Annotated in this window: 18 protein-coding genes and 1 tRNA gene; 9 read left to right on the top strand and 10 right to left on the bottom strand. The window is 48.5% G+C overall.

The features are described from left to right. The first annotated feature begins 66 nt into the window (after positions 1-66). The 5 genes from porX to OI18_RS20825 all read left to right on the top strand — a co-directional run bounded on the left by porX (position 67) and on the right by OI18_RS20825 (position 5,007). Positions 67-1,623, top strand: coding sequence for a T9SS response regulator signal transducer PorX (gene porX, locus OI18_RS20845; RefSeq protein WP_039143574.1), 1,557 nt, complete (start codon positions 67-69; stop codon positions 1,621-1,623). Positions 1,624-1,661: 38 nt separating this feature from the next. After that, positions 1,662-1,955 carry a hypothetical protein gene (locus OI18_RS20840; protein WP_039143570.1) on the top strand — a complete coding sequence of 98 codons (294 nt, stop codon included), beginning with the start codon at positions 1,662-1,664 and terminating at the stop codon, positions 1,953-1,955. Beyond that, a complete protein-coding gene (locus OI18_RS20835; protein ID WP_039143568.1) occupies positions 1,952-2,737 on the top strand; it encodes an MBL fold metallo-hydrolase in 786 nt (261 codons plus the stop codon). The genes OI18_RS20840 and OI18_RS20835 overlap by 4 nt, the downstream gene beginning before the upstream one ends. Before the next feature lie 133 nt (positions 2,738-2,870). Further along, the gene (locus OI18_RS20830) at positions 2,871-3,803 is read left to right on the top strand and encodes a ComEA family DNA-binding protein (protein ID WP_082038071.1); all 933 of its coding nucleotides are present in this window, start codon (positions 2,871-2,873) and stop codon (positions 3,801-3,803) included. A gap of 61 nt (positions 3,804-3,864) precedes the next feature. Beyond that, positions 3,865-5,007: an acyl-CoA dehydrogenase family protein gene (locus OI18_RS20825; RefSeq protein WP_039143565.1), complete on the top strand. Its 1,143-nt coding sequence runs from the start codon at positions 3,865-3,867 to the stop codon at positions 5,005-5,007. A 119-nt stretch (positions 5,008-5,126) separates the two neighbouring features. On the opposite strand, the gene OI18_RS24825 is transcribed toward OI18_RS20825, so the two are convergent. The 10 genes from OI18_RS24825 to OI18_RS20780 form a co-directional block, all read right to left on the bottom strand. Next, a complete protein-coding gene (locus OI18_RS24825) occupies positions 5,127-5,303 on the bottom strand; it encodes a hypothetical protein (RefSeq protein ID WP_162836164.1) in 177 nt (58 codons plus the stop codon). Between the two features lie 12 nt (positions 5,304-5,315). Then, positions 5,316-6,548, bottom strand: coding sequence for an ATP-dependent Clp protease ATP-binding subunit ClpX (gene clpX / locus OI18_RS20820; protein WP_039143561.1), 1,233 nt, complete (start codon positions 6,546-6,548; stop codon positions 5,316-5,318). A 141-nt stretch (positions 6,549-6,689) separates the two neighbouring features. After that, positions 6,690-7,319, bottom strand: a complete 630-nt coding sequence (locus tag OI18_RS20815) for a ClpP family protease (protein WP_205410084.1) — start codon at positions 7,317-7,319, stop codon at positions 6,690-6,692. 51 nt (positions 7,320-7,370) lie between these two features. Next, positions 7,371-8,057, bottom strand: coding sequence for a ClpP family protease (locus OI18_RS20810; protein ID WP_039143558.1), 687 nt, complete (start codon positions 8,055-8,057; stop codon positions 7,371-7,373). Positions 8,058-8,249: 192 nt separating this feature from the next. Beyond that, the gene (gene tig, locus OI18_RS20805; RefSeq protein ID WP_039143555.1) at positions 8,250-9,635 is read right to left on the bottom strand and encodes a trigger factor; all 1,386 of its coding nucleotides are present in this window, start codon (positions 9,633-9,635) and stop codon (positions 8,250-8,252) included. Positions 9,636-9,731: 96 nt separating this feature from the next. After that, the gene (locus tag OI18_RS20800) at positions 9,732-10,559 is read right to left on the bottom strand and encodes a universal stress protein (protein WP_039143552.1); all 828 of its coding nucleotides are present in this window, start codon (positions 10,557-10,559) and stop codon (positions 9,732-9,734) included. Between the two features lie 99 nt (positions 10,560-10,658). Then, positions 10,659-11,771 carry a hypothetical protein gene (locus tag OI18_RS20795; protein WP_039143550.1) on the bottom strand — a complete coding sequence of 371 codons (1,113 nt, stop codon included), beginning with the start codon at positions 11,769-11,771 and terminating at the stop codon, positions 10,659-10,661. Between the two features lie 5 nt (positions 11,772-11,776). Beyond that, on the bottom strand, positions 11,777-12,448 hold the full coding sequence (locus OI18_RS20790; RefSeq protein ID WP_039143548.1) for a hypothetical protein: 672 nt from the start codon (positions 12,446-12,448) through the stop codon (positions 11,777-11,779). Then, positions 12,426-12,980, bottom strand: coding sequence for an RNA polymerase sigma factor (locus OI18_RS20785; RefSeq protein WP_052273450.1), 555 nt, complete (start codon positions 12,978-12,980; stop codon positions 12,426-12,428). Before OI18_RS20785 ends, OI18_RS20790 begins: the two co-directional genes overlap by 23 nt. Before the next feature lie 335 nt (positions 12,981-13,315). Next, positions 13,316-13,397 (bottom strand) — tRNA-Leu (locus OI18_RS20780). Positions 13,398-13,469: 72 nt separating this feature from the next. Between OI18_RS20780 and OI18_RS20775 the strand changes: the two genes are divergently transcribed. From OI18_RS20775 to OI18_RS20760, 4 genes are all read left to right on the top strand, one after another. Further along, complete coding sequence (locus OI18_RS20775) at positions 13,470-15,710, top strand: RelA/SpoT family protein (protein ID WP_039143546.1); 2,241 nt, start codon at positions 13,470-13,472, stop codon at positions 15,708-15,710. A 104-nt stretch (positions 15,711-15,814) separates the two neighbouring features. Next, positions 15,815-18,748 (top strand): SusC/RagA family TonB-linked outer membrane protein, encoded by a 2,934-nt coding sequence (locus tag OI18_RS20770; RefSeq protein ID WP_039143543.1) that lies wholly within the window; start codon positions 15,815-15,817, stop codon positions 18,746-18,748. Between the two features lie 11 nt (positions 18,749-18,759). Continuing rightward, positions 18,760-20,088: a RagB/SusD family nutrient uptake outer membrane protein gene (locus OI18_RS20765; RefSeq protein ID WP_039143692.1), complete on the top strand. Its 1,329-nt coding sequence runs from the start codon at positions 18,760-18,762 to the stop codon at positions 20,086-20,088. Positions 20,089-20,303: 215 nt separating this feature from the next. Beyond that, a complete protein-coding gene (locus OI18_RS20760; RefSeq protein WP_039143541.1) occupies positions 20,304-23,279 on the top strand; it encodes a SusC/RagA family TonB-linked outer membrane protein in 2,976 nt (991 codons plus the stop codon). Positions 23,280-23,295 lie beyond the last annotated feature (16 nt).

Below are 23,295 nucleotides of genomic sequence, written 5' to 3'. Positions count from 1 at the left end.
GTTAAATTCTGTGAATGTTGGCCGGCAAAAGTACGAAGCCGCTACAGATAAATTACATTTGGCTTCATGCCATTAGCCACCATTCTTTGGGTAGACGATGAAATAGAAAGTCTGCAATCACAGAAGCTGTTCCTTGAAAACAAAGGATATTCCGTACATACCCTGACAAACGGTTTCGACGCCATCGAATTTGTAAAGCAACAGCCGGTTGACCTCGTTTTGCTTGACGAGACCATGCCCGGCATAACCGGGCTGGAGACCCTTGCGAAGATCAAGGAGCTTAACCAACAGATTCCCGTTGTACTGATCACAAAAAATGAAACCGAGAACCTGATGGACGAAGCCATCGGCTCGCAGATCAGCGACTACCTGATCAAACCGGTGAACCCCAACCAGGTGCTGCTCAGCCTGAAGAAGATCCTCGATAATAAACGGCTTGTTGCAGAGCGGACCACTTCCGCCTACCAGCAACAGTTCCGTAACCTGTTCATGGCACTGAACAGCAACCCGGACTACAACGAGTGGATGGACATCTACAAAAAACTGGTCTACTGGGAACTGGAAATGGAAAAGAGCGATAGCCCGGAAATGCAGGAAGTGCTGCAATCCCAGAAGGAGGAGGCCAATACCGAATTCTGCAAGTTTGTCTGCCGCAATTACCTGAACTGGGTCAACCCCCGTTCTGATGATGCACCGATCATGTCGAACACCCTGTTTAAGTTTAAGGTGTTGCCGCATATCAGCAAGGAGGTCCCGACCTTTTTTATCCTGCTTGACAACCTGCGGTTCGACCAGTGGAAAGCGATCCAACCGATTTTTGCCGAATATTTTCGCATACTCGAGGAAGATACATTTTACAGCATCCTGCCTACTGCGACTCAGTATGCACGGAACGCGCTTTTTGCAGGACTGATGCCACTGGAGATTGAAAAGCAGTTTCCGCAACTCTGGAAGAATGATGAAGAAGAAGGTGGGAAGAACCTGCAGGAAGATCATTTTTTCCACGCCCAGCTGAAAAGGCTGAAGCGCGATGATATAAAGCATTCTTATGTGAAGGTGGTAAACCACCAGGCAGGGAACGAGCTTGTGAATAATATCCACAACCTGTTGGGCAATGACCTGAACATTATTGTATACAATTTCGTGGACATGCTCAGCCATGCCCGCACTGAAATGGAGGTGCTGAAAGAACTCGCCAGTGACGAGATCAGTTACCGCAGCATTACGACCAGCTGGTTTGAGCATTCCCCGCTGTTCCAGGCACTGAAAAAGATCGCTGATAAAAAGATCAACCTGGTTCTGGCGACAGACCACGGTTCCGTGCGGGTGAATACCCCACATAAAGTGGTGGGCGACAAGCAGACCACGACCAACCTTCGCTATAAACATGGTCGCAACCTGAATTACGAGGCAAAGGATGTACTGGCGATCCGGGATCCCAAGGACGCCGGGCTGCCGGTTCCGACGGTTAATTCATCCTACATTTTTGCCAAGGAAGACGGGTATCTCTGCTATCCCAATAATTATAATCATTATGTGAACTACTACCGGAACACTTTCCAGCATGGCGGCATCAGCCTTGAAGAGATGATCGTACCGGTAATAAAGATGACGTCGAAGTAGAACGCTGGTTTTTACTTTTTCATTTTACTTTTGACTTTATGAAATATACCCAGGCTACTTTAAACAAGATCGAGCAGGTGCTTGAGGAGGCGTCATATATAGTCAGGTATGAACGCGGAACCTTTCAGAGCGGCTATTGCATACTCGAACAGAAAAAGGTGGTGGTGCTGAATAAATTTCTCCAGCTCGAAGGGAGGATAAATACGCTGATAGACATTATTCCACAGCTGAAAGTGAACCCAGACGACCTTACGCCGGAAGCAAAAAAAACGTACAACGAGGTTCTTGAGCGTTCGCGCGAAGCAAAGGAAAATCCTCCTGGTGAATTATGAAACGACCTTCCTCACTCACTATAACATTTCTCGGTACCGGAACCAGCAGTGGCGTTCCGATGATCGGGTGCAGTTGTGAGGTTTGCACTTCCACTGATAAGCGCGACAACCGGCTTCGCTCGAGCATACTGGTGAGATCGGCGACGACGACCCTGGTTGTTGACTCAACCCCCGACTTCCGTTACCAGATGCTGCGGGCCCAGGTGAAAAAGCTCGATGGTATTGTATTCACCCATCCTCACAAAGACCATATTGCCGGGCTGGATGACGTCCGCGCCTATAATTTCTTCTCAAAACAGCCGATGCATATTTACGCGAACGAGATGACGCAGATGGCGATCATCCGTGAGTTTCCCTATGCATTTGCAGAAACGCGGTATCCCGGTGTTCCGGATATCCAGATAAATGCCATTGATATGGATCCGTTTACCGTTGGTGACATCGAGGTCGTGCCCATCCTCGTATGGCATATGATGATGCCGGTACTCGGCTTCCGCTTCGGTGATTTCACCTATATTACTGACGCCAACAGGATCGACGAGCCGGAGATCCAGAAGATCCGTGGCAGCAGTCACCTCGTGCTGAATGCACTCCGCCACGAGAAACACATCTCCCATTTCACCCTCGGCGAGGCCGTCGAAATGGTGCAGACCATCGGCGTTCCCAACGCCTACTTCACGCACATCAGCCACCAGCTCGGACTCCACGAACTGGTAAACGCCTCATTGCCCCCGGGCATGCAGCTCGCCTACGATGGCCTTACGGTCACCGTTCCCTGTTAACCCTAACGTTCACCCGTCGGGTCCCACCCGTCGGGTCTCACCCGTCGGGTCTCACCCGTCGGGTCTCACCCGTCGGGTGAAGGACCGTGAAAAAACGGTTGTTTGGCAACCTTGATGAGGTTTAATTCGCAGGATGGAAAAGAATGACTGGCGAAATTGGGCGGCGGACTATCTAACGTTTAGCCGGAGGGAAAGATGGGCGGTGATGGCGCTGGCCCTGGTATTGGTAGTGCTTTTGATCTTGCCCCGGTTTATACCGGAAACGGCGTCCAGGGTGGTTGAGGAAGACAGCCTGGCTATGGCTGTGATAAAACTCTGGCAGCGCGATTCACCGGCCTACAGGAGACAATATAACAATGATACGGGTAAGTGGACTCGCAACCGTCCTGCAACTTTTACGGCGAGTCAAAAGTTGTTTTATTTCGATCCCAATACGGCGTCGCCCAGCGAATGGATGCAACTGGGAGTCAGGGAAAAAACGACGCTTACAATAAGCAGGTTCCTGGAAAAGGGGGGAAGATTCAGGAAAGCAGACGACCTCGATAATATTTATGGACTTCCTGCAGCACTCGCTGATAAATTGAAGCCTTATGTAAGGATCAGGGAGCTCACAGATCACAACCCTCCTGGCAATAAAAAATCCTGGCCGGATAAACCCCGGGTAAAAGCCAAAGTCAATATTAATACAGCCGATAGTGCAGTGCTGGTCGCACTGCCGGGAATCGGTCCTAAGCTGGCCTCGAGGATCATTGGATACAGGAATAAGTTGGGTGGCTTTTACCGTGTTGGCCAGTTGCTGGAAGTGTATGGAATCAGGGATACCCTGTTGAACACGCTGCTACCATACCTGGAGCCGGATCCAGGCATGCCGTTGCAGGTTGACATTAATACAGTAGACAGGGAGGAATTGTCAAAGCACCCGTATTTCAGGGGACCGATGGCCAACGCTGTTATCAGCTACCGGGATGCTCATGGTGCGTACCAATCAATCGGGGATTTAATGAAAATCCATCTTGCGGACACGGACTGGTTAAGAAAAGTGGAGCCTTATTGTAAATTTCGCTAACTAACACTTGTTAGTGCAAGAAAAAACCTCTTATATTGCAATGGTATTCAAATAGTCTGGAATGGAACTGGAATCAACCGTTTTGACGCAACAGATTGCTGACACTGCCCGGGACTTTGCCCGGCAATTCATATTACCCCACGTAATGGAATGGGATGAAAAGCAGGAGTTTCCTGATCATCTCTTCCGGGAAATGGGAAAGTATGGCTTAATGGGAGTGCTGGTACCCGAAGAGTACGGAGGCGCTGGCCTTGGTTACCTGGAATATGTAGCCATTATCCAGGAGGTCGCCAAAGTCTGCGGGTCAATTGGACTTAGCCTGGCGGCTCATAATTCATTGTGTACGGGCCATATCCTGGCTTTCGGCAATGAGGAGCAGAAATCTAAATATCTTCCAAAGCTTGCTACTGCTGAATGGCTTGGGGCATGGGGACTTACAGAGGCGAATACAGGCAGTGATGCTGGAAACATGAAAACGACCGCCGTCCGTGATGGCGATTCGTGGATAATAAACGGCACAAAGTGCTGGATCACACATGGGAAAAGCGGTGACATAGCAGTGGTAGTGGCCCGTACCGGGGAAGCCCGGACAAGGGACAATGCCACTGCTTTCATCGTGGAAAGGGGCACACCGGGTTTCAGTGGCGGCAAAAAGGAAAATAAGCTGGGGATGCGCGCCAGTGAAACAGCTGAAATGATTTTTGACAATTGCCGGATCCCCGATGCCAACCGACTCGGTAAAGTGGGTGATGGCTTCCGCCAGTCGATGAAAGTGCTCGATGGTGGAAGAATCTCTATCGCAGCCTTATCATTGGGAATAGCCAAAGGCGCAATGGAAGCGTCAATCAAATATTCACAAGAGCGTCACCAGTTTGATAAACCGATTGCAAGTTTCCAGGGAATTTCTTTCAAAATTGCAGACATGGCCACAGAGATCATGGCAGCTGAATTATTGACAAACCAGGCCGCAGATCTTAAGAACCGTGGTTTACCGATGACAAAAGAAGCAGCCATGGCGAAATACTTTGCAAGTGAAGTAGCTGTGAAGGTGGCCACTGACGCTGTGCAGATCTTTGGCGGTTATGGATACACGAAAGACTTCCCGGTTGAAAAATTTTATCGTGACAGTAAGCTGTGCACGATAGGAGAAGGTACTTCTGAAATTCAAAAGATCGTCATCGCGCGTGAAGTATTGAACGCGTAACAAACATTTGTTTCTTCGTTTGCTTGCTATAGAACGCCGCTTCATTTTTGGAGCGGCAATTTTTTTTCCAATAAAAAAGCCCCGGTAACACCGGGGCTGTAATAAACTATCGGTCACGATCAATCGAGAAAATCGTCGTCTTTATCCTTTGGTCCATACTTCTCAAAAAGCCTGTCAATTGCACCGCCGAAGATGGGGAACTTTTCTTTCGCAAAGTTCTTTACAATCTCAACAGCTTTATAGGCCTGTTCTTCAGTTAATCCTTCCGCTTTCAGTTGATCGATTAATTCCTTCATGCTAATTATTTATCAGGCTACTTTGAGCAGGCTCATCTTGCTCTTGTCAAATTTCTTCTCAGCATATTCAAAGGTGAGATGGAATTTGGTTTCCTTGCTGGACGGCAACTCGAACATGGCGTCCGTCAAAATGCTTTCACAGATCGAGCGCAATCCGCGTGCACCAAGCTTATATTCCATAGCTTTTGCCACCATGAAATCAAGCACTTCGTTGTCGATGGAAAGTTCGATTCCTTCGATCTCAAACAGTTTCTTATACTGTTTGATCAGCGCATTCTTAGGCTCGGTCAGAATTGAGCGGAGAGTTTCGGCATCGAGCGGGTTGAGATAGGTTACAACCGGCAGACGGCCGAGCAGTTCAGGGATCAAACCAAAATGTTTCAGGTCCTGGGCATTTACGTACTGCAGCAGGTTTTTCTTCGCAGCCTCCTGTTGCTCTTTGTTCACGTTGAATCCGATCGCATTCGTGTTAACCCTTCTTGCGATCAGTTTGTCAACGCCGTCAAATGCGCCACCACAAATGAAAAGAATATTCTGGGTGTTGATCTTAATAAGCTTTTGTTCCGGGTGCTTTCTTCCACCCTGTGGTGGCACCAGCACATCGGTGCCTTCCAGCAGCTTCAGTAATCCCTGCTGAACACCTTCGCCGCTTACATCGCGGGTAATGGAGGGATTGTCTCCCTTTCTTGCGATTTTATCAATCTCGTCAATATAAACGATCCCTCTTTCTGCCGCGGTTACATCGTAATTACACACCTGCAGCAGGCGGGTCAGGATACTTTCAACGTCTTCACCAACATAACCAGCTTCGGTAAAAACAGTCGCATCAACAATTGCGAAAGGTACATTCAGCAGCTTTGCGATAGTTTTCGCCAGCAGGGTCTTACCCGTACCGGTTTCGCCGACCATGACAATATTGCTCTTTTCAATATCAATATCTCCATCGGTGGTCTTTTGCTGAAGTCGCTTGTAGTGGTTGTAAACCGCCACGGCAAGTACCTTTTTTGCATCATCCTGGCCAATAACATATTCGTCCAGGAATCGCTTTATTTCTATTGGTTTCTTAACTGTCAGTTTGAAACCATTTCCGGTTGTCTCTGAGCGTGTCAGTAACTCCTGTTCAATGATTTCGCGTGCGTGCTCAACGCAGTTTTCGCAGATATGTCCGTCCTGTCCGGCGATCAGGATCTTCACCTCATCCCGGCTTCTGCCGCAGAACGAACAATGTAAAGTGTTTTTTGCCATACTCGCTGTTGCTTGGTTGCAAAGGTATCTAATCCATTAGATTGGTAAAGATAAATAACCGCTCCGCTTAGACGGAACGGTTATTTACGGTAACTTATTACGTTAAATAAACGTATTTATCCTACAAAACGGATTAAAACCTTAATTGTTCTTTTCAATGATCTGGTCCACAATGCCATATTCAATCGCTTCGCGGGCATCCATCCAGTAATCCCGGTCGAAGTCCTTCATTACCTGGGCCATGGTTTTTCCACAATTCTCTGCTAAGATTTTGGCTCCCAGCTCTTTAACTCTTTTGGTCTGCTTGGCCTGGATTTCAAGGTCAGCACTTACTCCCTGCATATAGCCACCGAGGCTCGGCTGGTGAATCATCACTTCACCGTGGGGGTAAATAAACCGGCGGCCTTTAACCCCGCCGCTTAGCAGGATCGAACCCATTGAAGCAGCAAGTCCCATGCAAATGGTACTCACCGGGCTTTTCAGCATCTTCATAGTATCATAAATTACCATGCCACTGGTAACTACCCCACCCGGGCTGTTGATATAGAATTTGATCTCTGTACCCGGCTTGTCGGAATCGAGCAGCATCATCTTCGTCACTGTCTCGCGGGCCGATTTATCGTCCACCGGTCCCCACAGGTACACGGCCCTTTGTTCAAAAAATTGTTGTTCCAGCCTCTTATTCAGCATGATAAGCTCATCACGCTTGTCTTCTCTTTGTTTTTCTTCTTCATCATCCATGCGGTAACCTGAATATCTTAAGGGAAACATCTTTCAAAATTTTAATTAAAAATGTAAAATTAAAAGGAGGTGGGGCGGTGATTAGTCTTTGTGCTCTTTGCGGGGGTTCACCAGCAGAACTTCATCTACCAGGCCATATTCCTTCGCTTCCTGGGAATTGAGCCAGTAATCACGGTCGCTATCCTTTTCTACCTGCTTGACAGGCTTGCCGGTATGGAAAGCGATGATGTCATAAAGTTCCTTTTTCAGCTTGCGGATCTCATTCACCGTAATCTCGATGTCAGATGCCTGTCCACCGATTGCGCCACTTGGCTGGTGTATCATGATCCGGCTGTGTTTCAGCGCTGTACGTTTGCCCTTTGTTCCTGCACACATCAAAACGGCGCCCATGGAGGCAGCCATCCCGATACAAATGGTGGCAACATCAGGAGTGATATACTGGAGGGTGTCATACACACCGAGACCCGCATATACGCTTCCACCCGGACTATTGATATACATCTGGATATCGCGCGTGCGATCGGTGCTTTCCAGGAAAAGTAACTGGGCTGTGATGATGTTTCCGACTTCGTCGTTGATGGGATATCCCAGGAAGATGATCCTGTCCATCATCAACCTGCTGTATACATCCATAACCGCAACGTTCATCGGACGCTCCTCTATAATGTTCGGAGTAAGGTTCGTAACTAAATGCTTCTGGTAGTCGTGTAGGGTCAAACTCGAAATTCCACGATGCTTGACCGCATATTTTTCAAATTCTGAACTCATATCCCTGGTTATTTTATTAAAAATAAGGTAGAAGAGTGGTGCAAATATCTTTCCAATTGAAAATCATGACAAAAAAGGTCAATCGGGCTGACAAAACAGGTGCGCAATAAAAAAGGGCGCCCGGTTTTGACGGACGCCCTTTCACTTATTCACTTATTGAGTCATACACTTATCGACCAATCGCAGATCATCTTAGTGGTGATGGTGGTGTTCTGCCTGCATCTTCTGGAAATCTTCCAGGCTGATCGGCTTCTCAACCTTACCTACCTTGCTTTCAGCGAATCCGAAAACCTTGTCAGTCTGGATGCGGTGGTAGCTGTCCTCCACGAACTTACGGTCCTTCATCATGCGCTCAACATAGTCATTTACCCATGGCTGTTCGGTATCAAGCTGACCCATGTTCATATTGCCCATATAGCTGAAGAGCTGAGCCTTCGCGAAATCGCGGATATCGTCCTGCTGAATCTCGATGTTGTTGTCTTTTACCAGTTGGTCAACGATCAGAGTCCACTTCAATGAACCTGAGAATGAAGGATATTCTTTCTCGGCATCTTCGGCAGATTTTTGCTGCTCTGAGCTGTTCTGCATCCAGCGTTTCAGGAAAGTTTCAGGGAAGTTGATCTGGGTATTGTCCAGCAGGTAATGGTAAATGCCGTCGTACAGCTGGTTGCGGCTCTGGCTGTCGAGCTGGGCCTGGATATCTTCCTTAATGGCTTCACGGAAAGCTGATTCATCAGCAATTTCCTTTCCTGCAAACACTGCCTTGAACAGGTTTTCATCCAGCGGGGCTTTCTCTACCAGTCCAACTTTGGTAATGGTAAGTTTGAAATTTTTGTCAGCAGCAGCTGCGTCATCTTTTGCAAACCCGAGGTCGCCAAGGATCCACTCCCTTTCTTTTGCATCAAAGGCCTGGCTCAGCTGGATGGTTACCACATCGTCTTTTTTCGCGCCGATGAGTGAAGGGCGGAAAGATTCCGCAAAGTATTTTACGAGGAGCGAGTTGTCTTTGGTAACGCCACCTTCTACCGCATTTCCTTCAGCATCAACTTCTGTAAATGTTACGTTCAGAACATTGTCATCACCTGTAACTGATTCCGGCTCGGTCATGTTACCGTTCCGCAGTTGCAGGCGATCGATCTCTTCCTTTATCATTTCCTCGGTAACATTGATCTTGAAGAAGGGAAGGCTGGCAGTTGCCAGGTCTGCAACCTTATAATCAGGCTTCAGGCCGATCTCGAATGCGAAAGCATATTCATTGGGACTGTTAAAATCCAGCTGGCGTGAATCGTTCTCGGGCAAAGGCAACGGCTGGGCGAAGATCTCGAGTTTCTCGTTAACCATATAGTCGCTCAGCTGCTTTTCAACCGTACGGAGTACTTCATCAACGAAAACAGACTGACCATGCATTTTGCGGATGAGGCCGGCGGGCACCATCCCCTTACGGAAGCCGGGCATATTGGCCTGCTTGCTATAATTTTTCAAAGCTTTCTCGAAGGATGGCAAATAATCTTCTTTTGCCACTTTCACAGTTATCTTGTCGTTCAACAGACCGATATTTTCCCTCGTAACGGTTGCCATACATTGCAATTTTGAGTTGATACAATGGCAAACGGGTCTCGCCTGCCTTTAAATTGGGGGGCAAAGGTACGAGGAAATAGGAAAAATTCGAAATATTCAATCCTTGTCCTGCAGAACCAGCAGCGGAATATCGGACTTGTAGGCCATTTCCTTGGTATGGCTGCCGCTGACAAGGCGCTCCCACCAGCTATGCTTGTGGGCGACCATTACGAGCAGTTCGCTGGGGTGTTGGGAGAGAAAAGTTTTCAACCCGGTTTCGACATTGGTATGCTCCAGGTTGAAATATTCATGGTGGATTCCTTCCAGCATTGGCTCAAGACGAACCTTACCCGCGACCTGCTCGGCATTCATCACCTCACCGGGGCGCTGAATATGCACCACGTTCAGCCTTGCGCCAATGAAGATGCGGGCCATTTCCTGTAATGTCTTCAGGCACCTGAGGTTCATGGTGTAACTGAAGTCGGTAGCATATGTGAATTGTTTGATGGGAGAATAAACGGTATGAGCCGGTGCTACCAGTACCGGTACGGTCGCCTTTCTCATAATGGCTGCCGTTGTACTGCCAATGATCTTGTCGATTGTCTTGTTTTCACCCCGCATCCCCACTACGATCAGGTCAGCACCGATCTCCTTAGCCTGGTATACCACTTCGTCAGCCGGAAGCCCGATATTCACGATTGTCCGGACTGAAACCCCTGTCTGGGAATGAATGTGGTCGGCCAGCTCGCGGGCAAGTTTCTCATTGTCACGCTGCAACTCATCAACTGACACCATAACATAAGGTACTTCACTTACAGGCGTGGGTAACAGGTAGGCGTGGATCAGGGTGAGTTCGGCTCCGGCTGCATTTGCCAGGTTCGCGGCATACATCGCTGCTTCCCTGGAGATATCGGAAAAATCTGTCGCTACCAGAAAGGATTTCATTTCAGTAGTATTTATAATATGAAATTAAGCTTTCGCAACCGCAACAACAATCATATTTAAACGCTGACGGAAATAAACCCTTTGATAAGGCGCTGGTAATCAGAAATGCTGGATCACCCGTAGGCCCGGCGACACACCCCGGAAGAAGTCATGGAAGTAAATCATTGGCTCGATGGAAGTTTTCACAAGCTTCAATCTTCCCATGCCAAGCCGGAATGTATTTTTCTCATAAAAATCGCCTTTCCTGTATACCAGGTACCCGAGTGAAACAATAGCGGTAAAATGGGTCTCTTTTCGGGGGTCATTGTCCTTAACCGGACCCTGGCCATAATGCAGGCTTACGAAATCATTCCGGTATACCTGCATCTGTTCCTTGTCGTCTTTCGCGAACAGGAACTGCGGCTCCCAGTTCACCCCGATCACATGCCGCCACTGCCTGTCACGGTTACTTAAGGTTACTTCTGCACCCAGGCCGAATGACGGTACAAAATAGTTCTTATAATTCTGCACCTGCACGCTGCCGTTGAAGCCTATATAGTCACCCGGACCCGTTGCAAAGGCTTTGGGCTGGTCTGCTTTTATCGTAGGATCCTGTGTCAGGGTCAGCCTGCCCCATTCTTTCTTTTTATCCCACTTGTCCGTATAGTGTTCCCTGAAAACTTCTATTTTCTGGTTCAGTCGGCCATCCAGGTAAGTCTGAAGATTATCGAGATCGTTCAGGTATAAGCTGAAGCGGTAATACCTGGGTTTGGTTCGGCTGATTTTCTCCGAAGGTGTGGGAGGATTCTTAATGATTCCCAGGATATTCAGGGTATCCTGCTCAACCTTCAGGGATGCCGGTTCGTTGCCGTGAATGAGGAAGCTGGAACCATCCGGGGGGAATTGCAGGATCCTGACCTTGCGGTTTCCGGCGGCATCAGTAAAATGGTCCACCCTCCTGGTATTCTCTTTTATGGCAAGTGAGTCCTTAAACAGTTCCAGGTCTTTGGATACAAGCGCCAGTATTGAATCGATATTTCCTACACGCTGCAGGTCATTGATATCACTGAGTTCCACCCGGAGTTTGTTTCCCTGGCCGAGCTCGAAATAGAACCTGCGGTTGAAACTAAAGTCGGTGGGCGGTTCGAAGGCCTTGTCTGTCTTTGACTGCTGGGCAAAGCCTGTCCCGCTGATGCCTGTTGCAAGCACCAGTGCCAGTAAACATTTTTTCATGTCGGTCAGTTGTTGTTGAATTTTATTTTGATCTGCGGGTCTGATCCGCCGGCCATGGTCTCAACTGAAGTAGCTGAGCCGGTATTCATATAAAGGAAAAAGCGCTTCTTTTCTTTCCTGGTAAGGATTTCCTGCTGTGTGCCTGATGCGGGCTCCAGTTCGTTAATGTGGACCTGCTTTAATTTCTTTTTCGGCAATGGACTGATAACAGCGACACTGGTGGTTTCGGGGGCCACGGAACTGAAATAAGCTGCTGTATCCGGTATTATGGCTGGTAATGGTTCAAGTGCCGGTGCCGCAACTTTCACCGCGCGGCGGGTCATTACAGGCTGCTTAACCGGCATGGAATGTTGAATTTTTTTTGCTGGAATGTTTCTTGTTTCGACTGAAGACATTTCGGTTTCAGGCTTCGTCTGACGTTCTGTTTCCACCCGTGCCTGGTCCGGCGTTTTTCCGGGATCCTGCCTGTAAAACAAAAATGCTCCCACTGAAATCAACAGTATTGCGGCAGCGGGCCATAAAAGCCCGGCCCTCTTGCGTTTTGGTGATTCACTGCACCGCGCTGACAGCTTCTTCCATGCTGCATTTTTATCGAGCCGGAACTCATCCGGCGGCGTTTCGATGGAATCCAGCAGCTGCGACAGCCGGCTTTGATTACCTGGATTTCTGTCTTGCATATGTTATTCCTTTTTGGGCAACCATTTTTTGCAACAGCGCCCTTGCTTTACTTAACTGTGATTTTGAGGTGCCTGCTGAAATGCCCAGCAGCTCTGCGATCTCCTGGTGCTCAATTCCCTCTATGGCATGCAGGTTAAAAACCGTCCGATAGCCGACCGGCAGCTGAATTATCAGCTGCAGGATTTCAGTGGCGGTCAGATTGCTCAATGCGTCATCGTTCCCGCTGATAACTTCCGGTATTGTGTCCGACACAATTGTGAACACATTTTTCTTTCGCAGTAACATCAGGCACTCATTCACCATGATCTTCTTCAGGAAAGCGGTTACGGCCGCATCGTGCTGGTAATGAAAAGTCCCTATGTTCTTAAAGAACTTATAGAACCCGTCAAGCAGCACTTCTTCTGCATCCTCCCGGTTCTTGAGGTAACGGCAGCAAACAAGCATCATTTTTTCGGCATAGAAGTCGAACAGGCATTTCTCTGCTGCCCTGCTTCCATTTTTGGCCTCGTTTATCCATGCCGGTATACTCATTCAATGCAATTGGTTGGTACAAAGGTATAAATGCGGGGCAGGAGGGAAGAGTTGCCCGGGTTCAAATTAAAAATTTAAAAAACAAAATTTATAAATCCGGAAACGCGCCTGGCGGGCAGCGATAGGCCATTGTCGGACCGGGGCGGCTATATGGGGGCTTTGTCGTGGGCTTATCGAAACCGTATTGTAGTCCCGTAAAGGTCTCGTTAAGGTCTTGTCAAGGTCTCGTGAAAGTCTCGTAAAGCATGGCTACAGGTAGACTGACTTTTGCCAGCATTATGGAGGGCGTTATAAAAAATGAAAAAGCTGGAACCAATTGAGTTCCAGCTTCTGTGTGCGGGCGATAGGAGTCGAACCTACATGCCTCGCGGCGCCAGATCCTAAGTCTGGTGCGTCTGCCAATTTCGCCACGCCCGCGTCAGGGAGCGCAAAAGTAGGGGATTTCCCCAAAAAATTAAAAACTCCTTCTTTTATGTAAATTCGTTGAAGATGGAAACTGTAGCAGCGATACCTAAATACAATCTTACCGAAGACCAGGAAAAGAAACTGATCCTGAGGGAGTACCGTTCACTTTTAAGAGCTCTCAAACCCAAGCTTAAACCCGGGGATAAGGAACTTGTACGGATGGCTTTTGAGATGTCGGCCGATGCCCACAAGACGATGCGCCGTAAAAGTGGCGAACCTTATATCCTTCACCCGCTTGCCGTTGCCCGGATCTGTGTGGAAGAGATCACCCTTGGTGTTCGTTCCACGATTTGTGCCCTGATGCACGATACCGTTGAGGATACCGACATTACCCTCGATGACATCGAACGGCAGTTCGGGAATGAGATTGCCAGGATAGTCGACGGGCTTACTAAAATTTCAAATGTCATCGACGTTAACGCCTCCCAGCAGGCGGAAAACTTCAAAAAGATCCTGCTCACCCTGACGGACGATCCGCGGGTGATCCTGATAAAACTTGCCGACCGGCTGCACAATATGCGCACGCTCGAAAGCATGAAGCGCGAAAAGCAGCTGAAGATCGCTTCCGAAACCGTGTATGTGTATGCGCCGCTTGCGCACCGGATGGGCCTGTACACGATCAAGACCGAGCTGGAAGACCTGGCCATGAAATACATGGAACCGGAGACCTACAAGGAGATCGCCCGGAAGCTTGCCGAAACCAAACGCGAGCGGACCCGTTACATCAACGAATTCATTCGCCCTATCCGCGAAAAAATGGAAAGGGCTGACTTTAACTTCGAAATCTATGGGCGGCCGAAAAGCATTCACTCCATCTGGAACAAGATGAAGAAAAAGGGAGTGAGCTTCGAAGAAGTGTACGACCTCTTTGCCATCCGGGTGATCCTCGATTCTCCTACTGACAGGGAAAAAGAAGACTGCTGGAAAGTGTACTCTATGATCACCGACGAGTATACCCCTTCGCCGGAAAGACTCCGCGACTGGCTGAGCAATCCGAAGAGTAATGGTTATGAAGCCCTGCATACCACTGTGATGGGGCCGCAGGGAAAATGGGTGGAGGTCCAGATCCGGACCAAGAGGATGAACGATATCGCGGAGAAAGGTCTCGCGGCACACTGGAAATACAAAGAGGGAGCAGCCGACGAAAGCAGGTTCGACAAATGGTTTCACCAGATCAGGGAAGTGCTCCAGAACCAGGACAATGATTCAGTTGATTTCCTGCAGGATTTCAAAACCAGTTTCCTTGCAGAAGAGATTTACGTCTATACGCCGAAAGGGGATGTAAAAATGCTTCCGGTGGGTTCAACGGCACTCGATTTTGCATTCGCCATACACTCGGCTGTGGGTGCCCGGTGTATCGGGGCTAAAGTGAACCACAAACTTGTTCCGCTGAGCCATAAGCTTCGAAGCGGCGACCAGGTGGAGATCATCACGTCAAATAAACAGAAACCCACAGAAGACTGGCTGAACTTTGTTGTTACTGCCAAGGCAAAAACAAAGATCAAGGACGCGCTCAAGGAAGAAAAAAGAAAAATTGCGGAAGACGGTAAGTATATTGTACAGCGGAAGCTGGAAAATATGGGCGCAGCATACAGCCAGCATAACACGGATATCCTTAGCGATTTCTATAAACAACAGTCATCACTTGATTTCTTTTACCAGGTTGCTACGCGTGGAATCGATCTTAAAGAGCTTAAGGAGTTCCATGTTCTTGGCGATAAACTGGAAGCACCGAAGCCGCAGCGTCCTGTAATCGAGCTTAAACCGGATCAGCATCCGCACCCTGATTTTAATAAGAAAGATGCAGAGCTGATCATTTTTGGTGAGAGCAGCGATAAGATCATGTACAATCTCGCGAATTGCTGCAAGCCGATCCCTGGTGATGATGTGTTTGGATTTGTGACCACCGGAAAAGGACTCACCATACATCGTACCAACTGTCCAAATGCCTCTAAATTGCTGGCTAACTACGGGCACAGGGTGGTTAAAACAAAATGGGCCAAGAACAAGGAAATTTCATTCCTCACCGGTCTTAATATCATCGGTCTTGATGATGTGGGTGTGGTGAACAAGATAACCAACCTGATCTCGGGGGAAATGAAAATTAATATCAGTGCCTTATCAATCGAAGCGAAAGAAGGGATCTTCAGAGGCTCGATAAAAGTGTTTGTCCATGACAAAGAGGAACTGGATGAATTGGTACACCGGCTGAAAAGCCTCAGTGGAATTCATGCAGTTGAAAGATTTGACGCCGAGATCGCATAAAGTTTTCATGAGCGGGCCAAGCTGAAGAATGTGTGAATTGTAAGCATCACAGTGAATAATTACACTGTCTGCATATAATAATTCATCATCCAAAATTGCTTGCTATGAGAAAATTCAAAGGCTTCCTGATGCCAATGCTACTGGCATTATTGTGCCCGGTAGTTCTATGGGCACAGGTATCGGTAAGCGGTACCATCCTGGATAGCAAAAACAGTCCCGTCACCGGGGCGTCTGTCCGGCTTCGAAATTCAACCATCGGTACTTCAACCGATGCCACCGGCAGATTCTCGCTGAATATTCCATCCAACTCCGGACAACTCGAAATTTCGTCCGTTGGATTCAAATCACAGACCATCACGCTGGGCACAATTGAAGTTGCCAACATGTCTATCAAACTTGAAGAAGATGCTGGTAAACTGGACGAGGTTGTGGTGACAGGTCTTGCAACCAATGTGAAACGCCGCAATCTTGCCAATGCTGTGGCAACTGTTTCGAGTAAAGAACTCGCCGGTACAGCACCGGCGCAAACACTTGATGCTGCGCTGAACGGCAAGATTCCCGGTGCTTATATCAATTCGAACTCCGGTGCTCCGGGTGGAGGTATTTCAGTCAGGCTCAGGGGCGTTACCTCTATTTTCGGTAATACACAACCGCTTTATGTAGTGGATGGGGTATTTATTGATAACAGTTCCACACCTGCAGGCCTGAACACCGTTACTCAAGCCGCAGCTGCGGGTAACCCTGCAAACCAGGACAACCCTTCCAACCGGATTTCTGATATCCGTCCCGAAGACATTGAAAGCATCGAAATCCTTAAAGGTGCTTCCGCCTCCGCCATTTACGGATCGAAAGCTGCGGCAGGTGTGGTGATCATCGCCACCAAGCGCGGTAAGCAGGGAGTGACCCGTTTCAACATCAGCCAGGACCTGGGATTTGTCAAGCCCCGCAAATTATTGGGAGCACGCCCGCTGACAGAGCAAAGGGTGATCGACCAGGAATGGAATGTGGAAGAATACAGGGCAGCAGTTGCTGCCGGGAAAATCTATGATTACGAAAAAGAGATTTATGGTGAAACAGGATTTACGCGGAACACAAACTTCAGTATGACAGGCGGCAGCGATAAAACCACATTTTATTTTTCTGCCGCACAGAAAGATGAGGAAGGCATTGTGAAGTATACCGGTTACCGGAACAGCAGCCTTAGGTTGAATGTTGATCACCGGATAACAGACAATATCAAAGTCGGCTTCACTTCAAACTACATCAACTCATCTTCTGACCGCAGCCTCACCCAGAATGATAATGCCGGTGTTACCCTTGGTGTTGCGTTGTCTTCCACACCCAGCTTTACTGAATTACACCCGAACAGCGTAGGCGAATATCCCGATAACCGCTATGCTGCTTCTAACCCGATCCAGACGCGCGACCTGGTAACGAACAACGAAAAAGTGAACCGCTTCATATTTGGAATAAACCTGGATGCGATATTATACAAGAGCCCGAAATCAGTTACCCGTGTTGTAGGTCGTGGCGGGGTAGACTATTACGGCCTCAAAACAAATGCCCAGTTCCCCAGTACATTGCAATTCCAGGAAGTGGCCAAGGGAACTTCCATACAGGGCTTTGCCAATAACCTGAACACCAACTATATCATTTCACTGGTAAACAACTGGAACCCGTCAGATAACCTGGGTCTTACTACATCTCTCGGGATGACGCAGGAAAAACATGAATTCGATAACCTGCTGAATACGGCAACGCAGGTAATCTCGGGGCAAACCAATGTTGACCAGGCAGGCGCTCTGACCCCGGTGCAATTCAGGACAAAAAATAAAGATGATGGTTTTTTCATCCAGGAAGAAGCTACACTGCATGATGCGATCACGCTGACTGGTGGTGTGCGCTTTGACAAATCCACAAACAACGGCGATCCGGATAAATATTATGCCTACCCGAAAGCAAGTGTGTCATGGAACCTGTCAAGACTCGGACTGGGTGAAAACAACCTGTTCGATAACCTTAAGGTCCGTGCCGCTTATGGTGAAGCCGGTAACTTCCCTGCTTATGGCAGTAAGTTCACAGCGTTCATCATCAACAATATTGACGGGCTTCCCGGTTCCATTGTAGACCGCATCAGGGGAAATGCGGCAATCGAACCCGAAAGGCAGACAGAGTTTGAAGCCGGTCTCGATTTTACCATTCTCAACAACAGGCTGAGTGTTGAATTCAGCTGGTACAACAAAGTGGTGAAGGACTTCCTGCTTCAAAGAACCGTGCCCCCATCTTCAGGTTTTGCACTGGAATGGGTAAATGCCGGTGACCTCAGGAACAGGGGGATCGAAATTGGTTTGAATGCACTTGTAATATCGAAGCCGAACGTAAAATGGAACACAACAGTCAACTTCTGGAAAAATCGATCAGAAGTAACCAAACTGGTGATACCACCAACAGTTCTCGGTGCATTCGGCAATACACTCGGCACATTCAGGATCGAAGAAGGCGCATCTGCCACACAGATCGTAGGAATTGATGAAGGATCGGGCGGCCTTGCAGTGAAGCTGGGTGACCAGGAACCTGATTTCCAGATGAATTTCTGGAACGAGGTGAACTTCTTCAAAAACTTTACACTGCGTTTCCTCATTCACTGGAAACAACGTGGAGATAACCTCAACCTCACTGAGTTGCTGACAGATCTTGGAGGAACAAGTCACGATTACGATGATGACAAGAATGCTAACCGTATTCCGGATGGCATTGACAGGATCAACCAGTTGGGTGTAACTGCGAGGCCTTTTGTCCAGGAAGCAGGTTATGTGAAGCTGCGCGAAATTGCGCTGTATTACAATTTCAAAGTGGGATGGAAAAACATCAGGGGTATCAGGTTGGGAGTATCTGCTAACAACTACGCGGTGCACACAGATTATAAAAGCTATGATCCCGAAGTGTCCAACTTCGGCTCCGGATTCTCAACAGGTGTTGAGGTTATGCCTTACCCCTCCTCCAAACGCGCAACCTTTCACATTTCCGTTGACTTTTAAACATGACTGCTATGAAAAAGTATAAATATATATTACTGCTGATAGCATTGCCGCTCTTCATACTGCAGGCATGCAAAAAAGAAATCGGTAACCTGAACAGCCCGACTACAGATGAATTCCTGGAAAATGCATCAAAAGCCGAGCTTAACAACCTGGTGACCGGTATTGAGTCCGGGATGCGTACAAACCTGCCGATGTACCTCGATGTGATGGGAATGATCGGAAGGGAGATGTACCGGTTTTCGGGTGCGGAACCACGTTATACTACCGAACTTCTCGGTTTTGGTGACGCAACACTTGATAACAATACTTTTTACCTGAACAATCCCTGGCAATCGCGTTACCGCGTAGTGAAGAACTGCAACCTGCTTATTGAGGCTGCCAATAATTCAACACTGCTCAATGATGCTGAGAAAAAGGGATACTACGGATTCGCGAAGACCTTCAAGGCATACCAGTTGCTGATCAACCTGAATATGACCTACGACAGTATTCGGATCGACGTTGCAGATCCGGACAATCTCGGCCCGCTGGTTACCAATCCCCAGGCGTTGCAGGACATCAGTGATCTGCTTGACGAAGGCTTGTCCGACTTCAGCGGGGCAGAGATCACGTTCGCACTTACGAGTGGATTCTCCAGTGCGTTTGCTGCGCTGCCCGATCTGAATGACCAGGCCGGTATGGTGAAAGTGAACCGGGCGCTTGCTGCACGGGTATATGCATATCGTGCGCAATGGGATAATGTCCTGACTGCACTTAACGAATCATTTTTCGGACTGCAGTTGCCTTTAAGCTATGGAATAAGCCATGTATTCACAACAGGGGCAGGAGACCAGGTTAATACAGCTTTCTTCCCTCCGAACCAGACCGGTGAAGTACGCCTGGCACATCCATCTTATGTGCCTGACCTGCAGCCTAATGATGACAGGGAGGGCAAAACGCTTCAGCGGGAGGAACCTGCGTCATCCAATGACCTGACAAGCGATCGCGATGTGTGGGTATATACCTCGCAGTTAGCACCCATTCCCATTATCAAGAATGAGGAGCTGATTCTATTGTATGCAGAAGCAAAGATTCAGCTTGGTCAGTTTCCGGATGCAGTAACAGCATTAAACCGGATCCGCCAGGAACATGGTCTAACTCCATATGCAGGTGCTATTACACAAAACGCACTTGTCGATGAAATGCTTTACAACAGGCGCTACTCGCTATTCTTCGAAGGACACCGTTGGGTGGATATGCGTCGTTATAATAGGTTGAGCGAACTGCCGCTTGACCGTCCAGGGGATGATGTGTGGGTTGAATTCCCCGTACCACTCACAGAACTGCCAGGACAGTAACAATATTTTCAGTCGGAACCCAAATGCCGGAATGTTTTACATTTCGGCATTTTTTATTCTTGTCATGATCAGATTTTTACGGCTGCAAATTATCTAGTCTTAAAATTGAAAAGCATTTCGTCGTCTTTTTGAAACGTCTTCACCTGAAAAGCGATCATTTACCGCTAACACATTATCCAACGGATATCAGTATCCGACAATCAAAATTTAAACAAATGAGAAAATTTGCGGGAAAGCTGTTCCCTGTCCTGCTCGGTCTGGCCTTGCCGTTACTTGCGGCAGCACAGCAGGCAGTAAGGGGAAAGGTTTTGGATGCATCAGGTAATCCTCTTGCCGGTGCAACCGTTTCAGTAAAGGGGACGAAAATTTCGGTACAGACCGATGCAGGAGGAAACTTTACCATCACGCTGCCACAGCAGTACTCCAGGCTCGATGTTTCATACGTCGGATTTGTTGGCCAGACCATAACAGCAGTGCAGGGAGAGAATGTAATCGCACTCAGGGAAGATGAAAAGGGGTTGAGTGAAGTGGTAGTGACGGGATTGTCTTCTTCCATCAAGCGTTCTAATGCTGCCAATTCGGTTGCACGGATAGGCGCCCGTGAATTAACAGGCTCAACACGGCCGCCAACCATTGATGGCGCCATGAGTGGCAAAGTAGCCGGTGCGCAGATCTCTGCAAATACCGGTGCGCCAGGTGGCGGACTTTCCATCAGGCTTCGCGGGGTATCGACCGTTGCCGGTTCATCCGAGCCGCTATATGTGATCGATGGCGTAATTGTGAACAATGACCAGTTTGCAACGGGTGCGGGTACCAGGGCTTTCAATGGTGCTACCAGTGCCAATGCCGGTTCGCAGGACCAGGCGCCAAATCGCATCTCCGACATCAACCCTGCCGATATCGAAAGCATTGAAGTGCTGAAAGGACCTTCCGCTTCAGCCATTTACGGCTCACGGGCGGGAGCAGGTGTAATTGTGATCAACACTAAAAGGGGGAAATCAGGTAAGACAAGGATCAATGTGAACCAGGACCTGGGATTCACCAAAGCGAGCAATTTACTTGGGTCGTCAGACTGGAACCCGGAAAAGATCGCTGCCTACGGAGGGGCTTATAACCTGTCGGAAGAAGAAGCGCTTGAGCTGTATAATGCTGCCGGCGGCAAGACCTGGGATTATGAAAAAATGATCTGGGGCAACACCGGCTTTATTTCCAATACAAACGTGAATGTCAATGGCGGTAATGACCGGACGAAATTTTACATCGCGGGTTCATACCAGACAGAAACCGGTATCCAGAAGAAAACAGGATTCAGCCGCAAGTCTTTCCGAATCAACCTGGATCATAAGTTTAACGAGTTCATGGACCTGAAAGTGAGCAGCAACTATATTAATTCAAACAGTAGCAGGAGTTTTACGGGGAATGATAACAACGGTGTATCCCTTAGTTATTCCATCGCCTATATTCCCAACTTCATCGATATCGCCAGGAGGCCGGACGGCACCTATCCGCAGATCCCGGGCAGGGCGCAAAACCCGTTGGAGATCGTAGATCGCGCGGAGAACAAGGAAAAGACAAACCGTTTCCTCAATTCCGGGGAGCTGAACTTTTACCTGTTGAAGAAGGAACGGTCTACTTTGAAACTCTCCATGAGGGGCGGAGTGGATTACCTGGTATCTGAGCCAATGACATATATGCCGGAAGATCTGCAGTTCATGGTGAATGTGGCCAATAGGGGCGCGATCAGGCTTACCACGAATAAAGCTTTATATACTTACATGCAGGCAGGTTTGAATTTCAACACCAACGTTGGAAAGAATATTGACCTGACAACCGGACTCGTTGTATTGCGCGACGACCAGAAAGTGGACCAGTCATTCATCCAGGGTGAAGGATTGCTGACCGCACAACGCAACCCCAGTATCGCAACCGTACGGCTTACAGACAACAACCAGACAAAAAGTTCAGTTGTAGCAATAGATGCGAGCCAGGAATTCAACTGGGATGATAAAGTAATTGGCAGGGTAGGGGTTCGTGCTGATAAGTCGACCTTGTCAGGCTTCAACTTTGATAAGTATTATTATTACCCGCGCGCAGCCGTGGCCGTGAACCTTACCAACCTGGGTTCCTGGGCGCCTGAATTCCTTTCCCAACTCAAGCCCCGTGCGGCATATGGTGAAGCTTCAGGATTTCCATCATTTGATGCGGTTTATTCCAACCTGATTGGGGTGAATTATGGCGGGCAGCTCGGCGAAGTAGCTCCCGTTCAGCTGGGACTTGAAAAACTGGATCCGGAAAGGGCAAAGGAAATTGAAGTCGGGCTTGACCTTGGCTTCCTGAACAACCGGGTTACGCTCGAAGCTACTTACTATCACAAAAAAGTAGTGGACTTCCTCTATCCCTTCAGCCTGTCACCGTCGACCGGCGTTGTGTCCTACAAACTCTTCCCCGTTGGTGACATGGTAAACAAGGGTGTTGAGATCGGGCTGAATGCGCAGGTCGTGAAAAAGCCCCGCCTGGAATGGACTACAGGCCTTCAGTTCTGGACCAACAAATCCGAGGTTACCCGGTTGACTATTCCGCCTTCATTTGTAGCCGGTTCAGGGTTTGGGGCCTATGGAAGAAAAAGGATCCAGCAGGGCTATTCACCTACGGCCTGGTGGGGATTTGATGAAGATGGTACGCTGATCCAGTATAAAGATTACCAGCCGGATTACCAGCTTAGCTGGAGCAACAACCTGCGGCTTGCAAAAAATTTCGAGTTGAGCATGCTGTGGCATACCAGCCAGGGTGGTTATAATTCATCGCTGACAAGGCTGACAAAAGATGAAGGCGGCACCACGAAAGACTGGAGCAACACTGGTAAATCGGGAGACCCGATTGGTATAGAAAGGCAGGAGACAATAGTTTCAAATTTTGTATTTGACGCCAGCTATATCCGCCTTCGCGAGCTTGGATTATACTATACCGTTCCTTCAACAAAGATCACCAGTATGTTCGGCAACCACGTCCAGAATATCCGCTTTGGCGTGTCGGGGCAGAACCTGGTGACCATTACAGATTACTATGGCTACGATCCGGAGGTTTCCAACTTCAATACCGGGAACGCCGGTGGCGCGCTGACAGGCGGTGTTGACCTTACCCCTTTCCCCATGGCGAAGCGGTTTTTCTTTCACCTGAACATCGGTCTCTAACAGAATAAAAAGAATC

Source organism: Flavihumibacter solisilvae (assembly GCF_000814475.1).
Classification (GTDB): domain Bacteria; phylum Bacteroidota; class Bacteroidia; order Chitinophagales; family Chitinophagaceae; genus Flavihumibacter; species Flavihumibacter solisilvae.
This window is presented reverse-complemented; position numbering and strand designations above follow the sequence as displayed.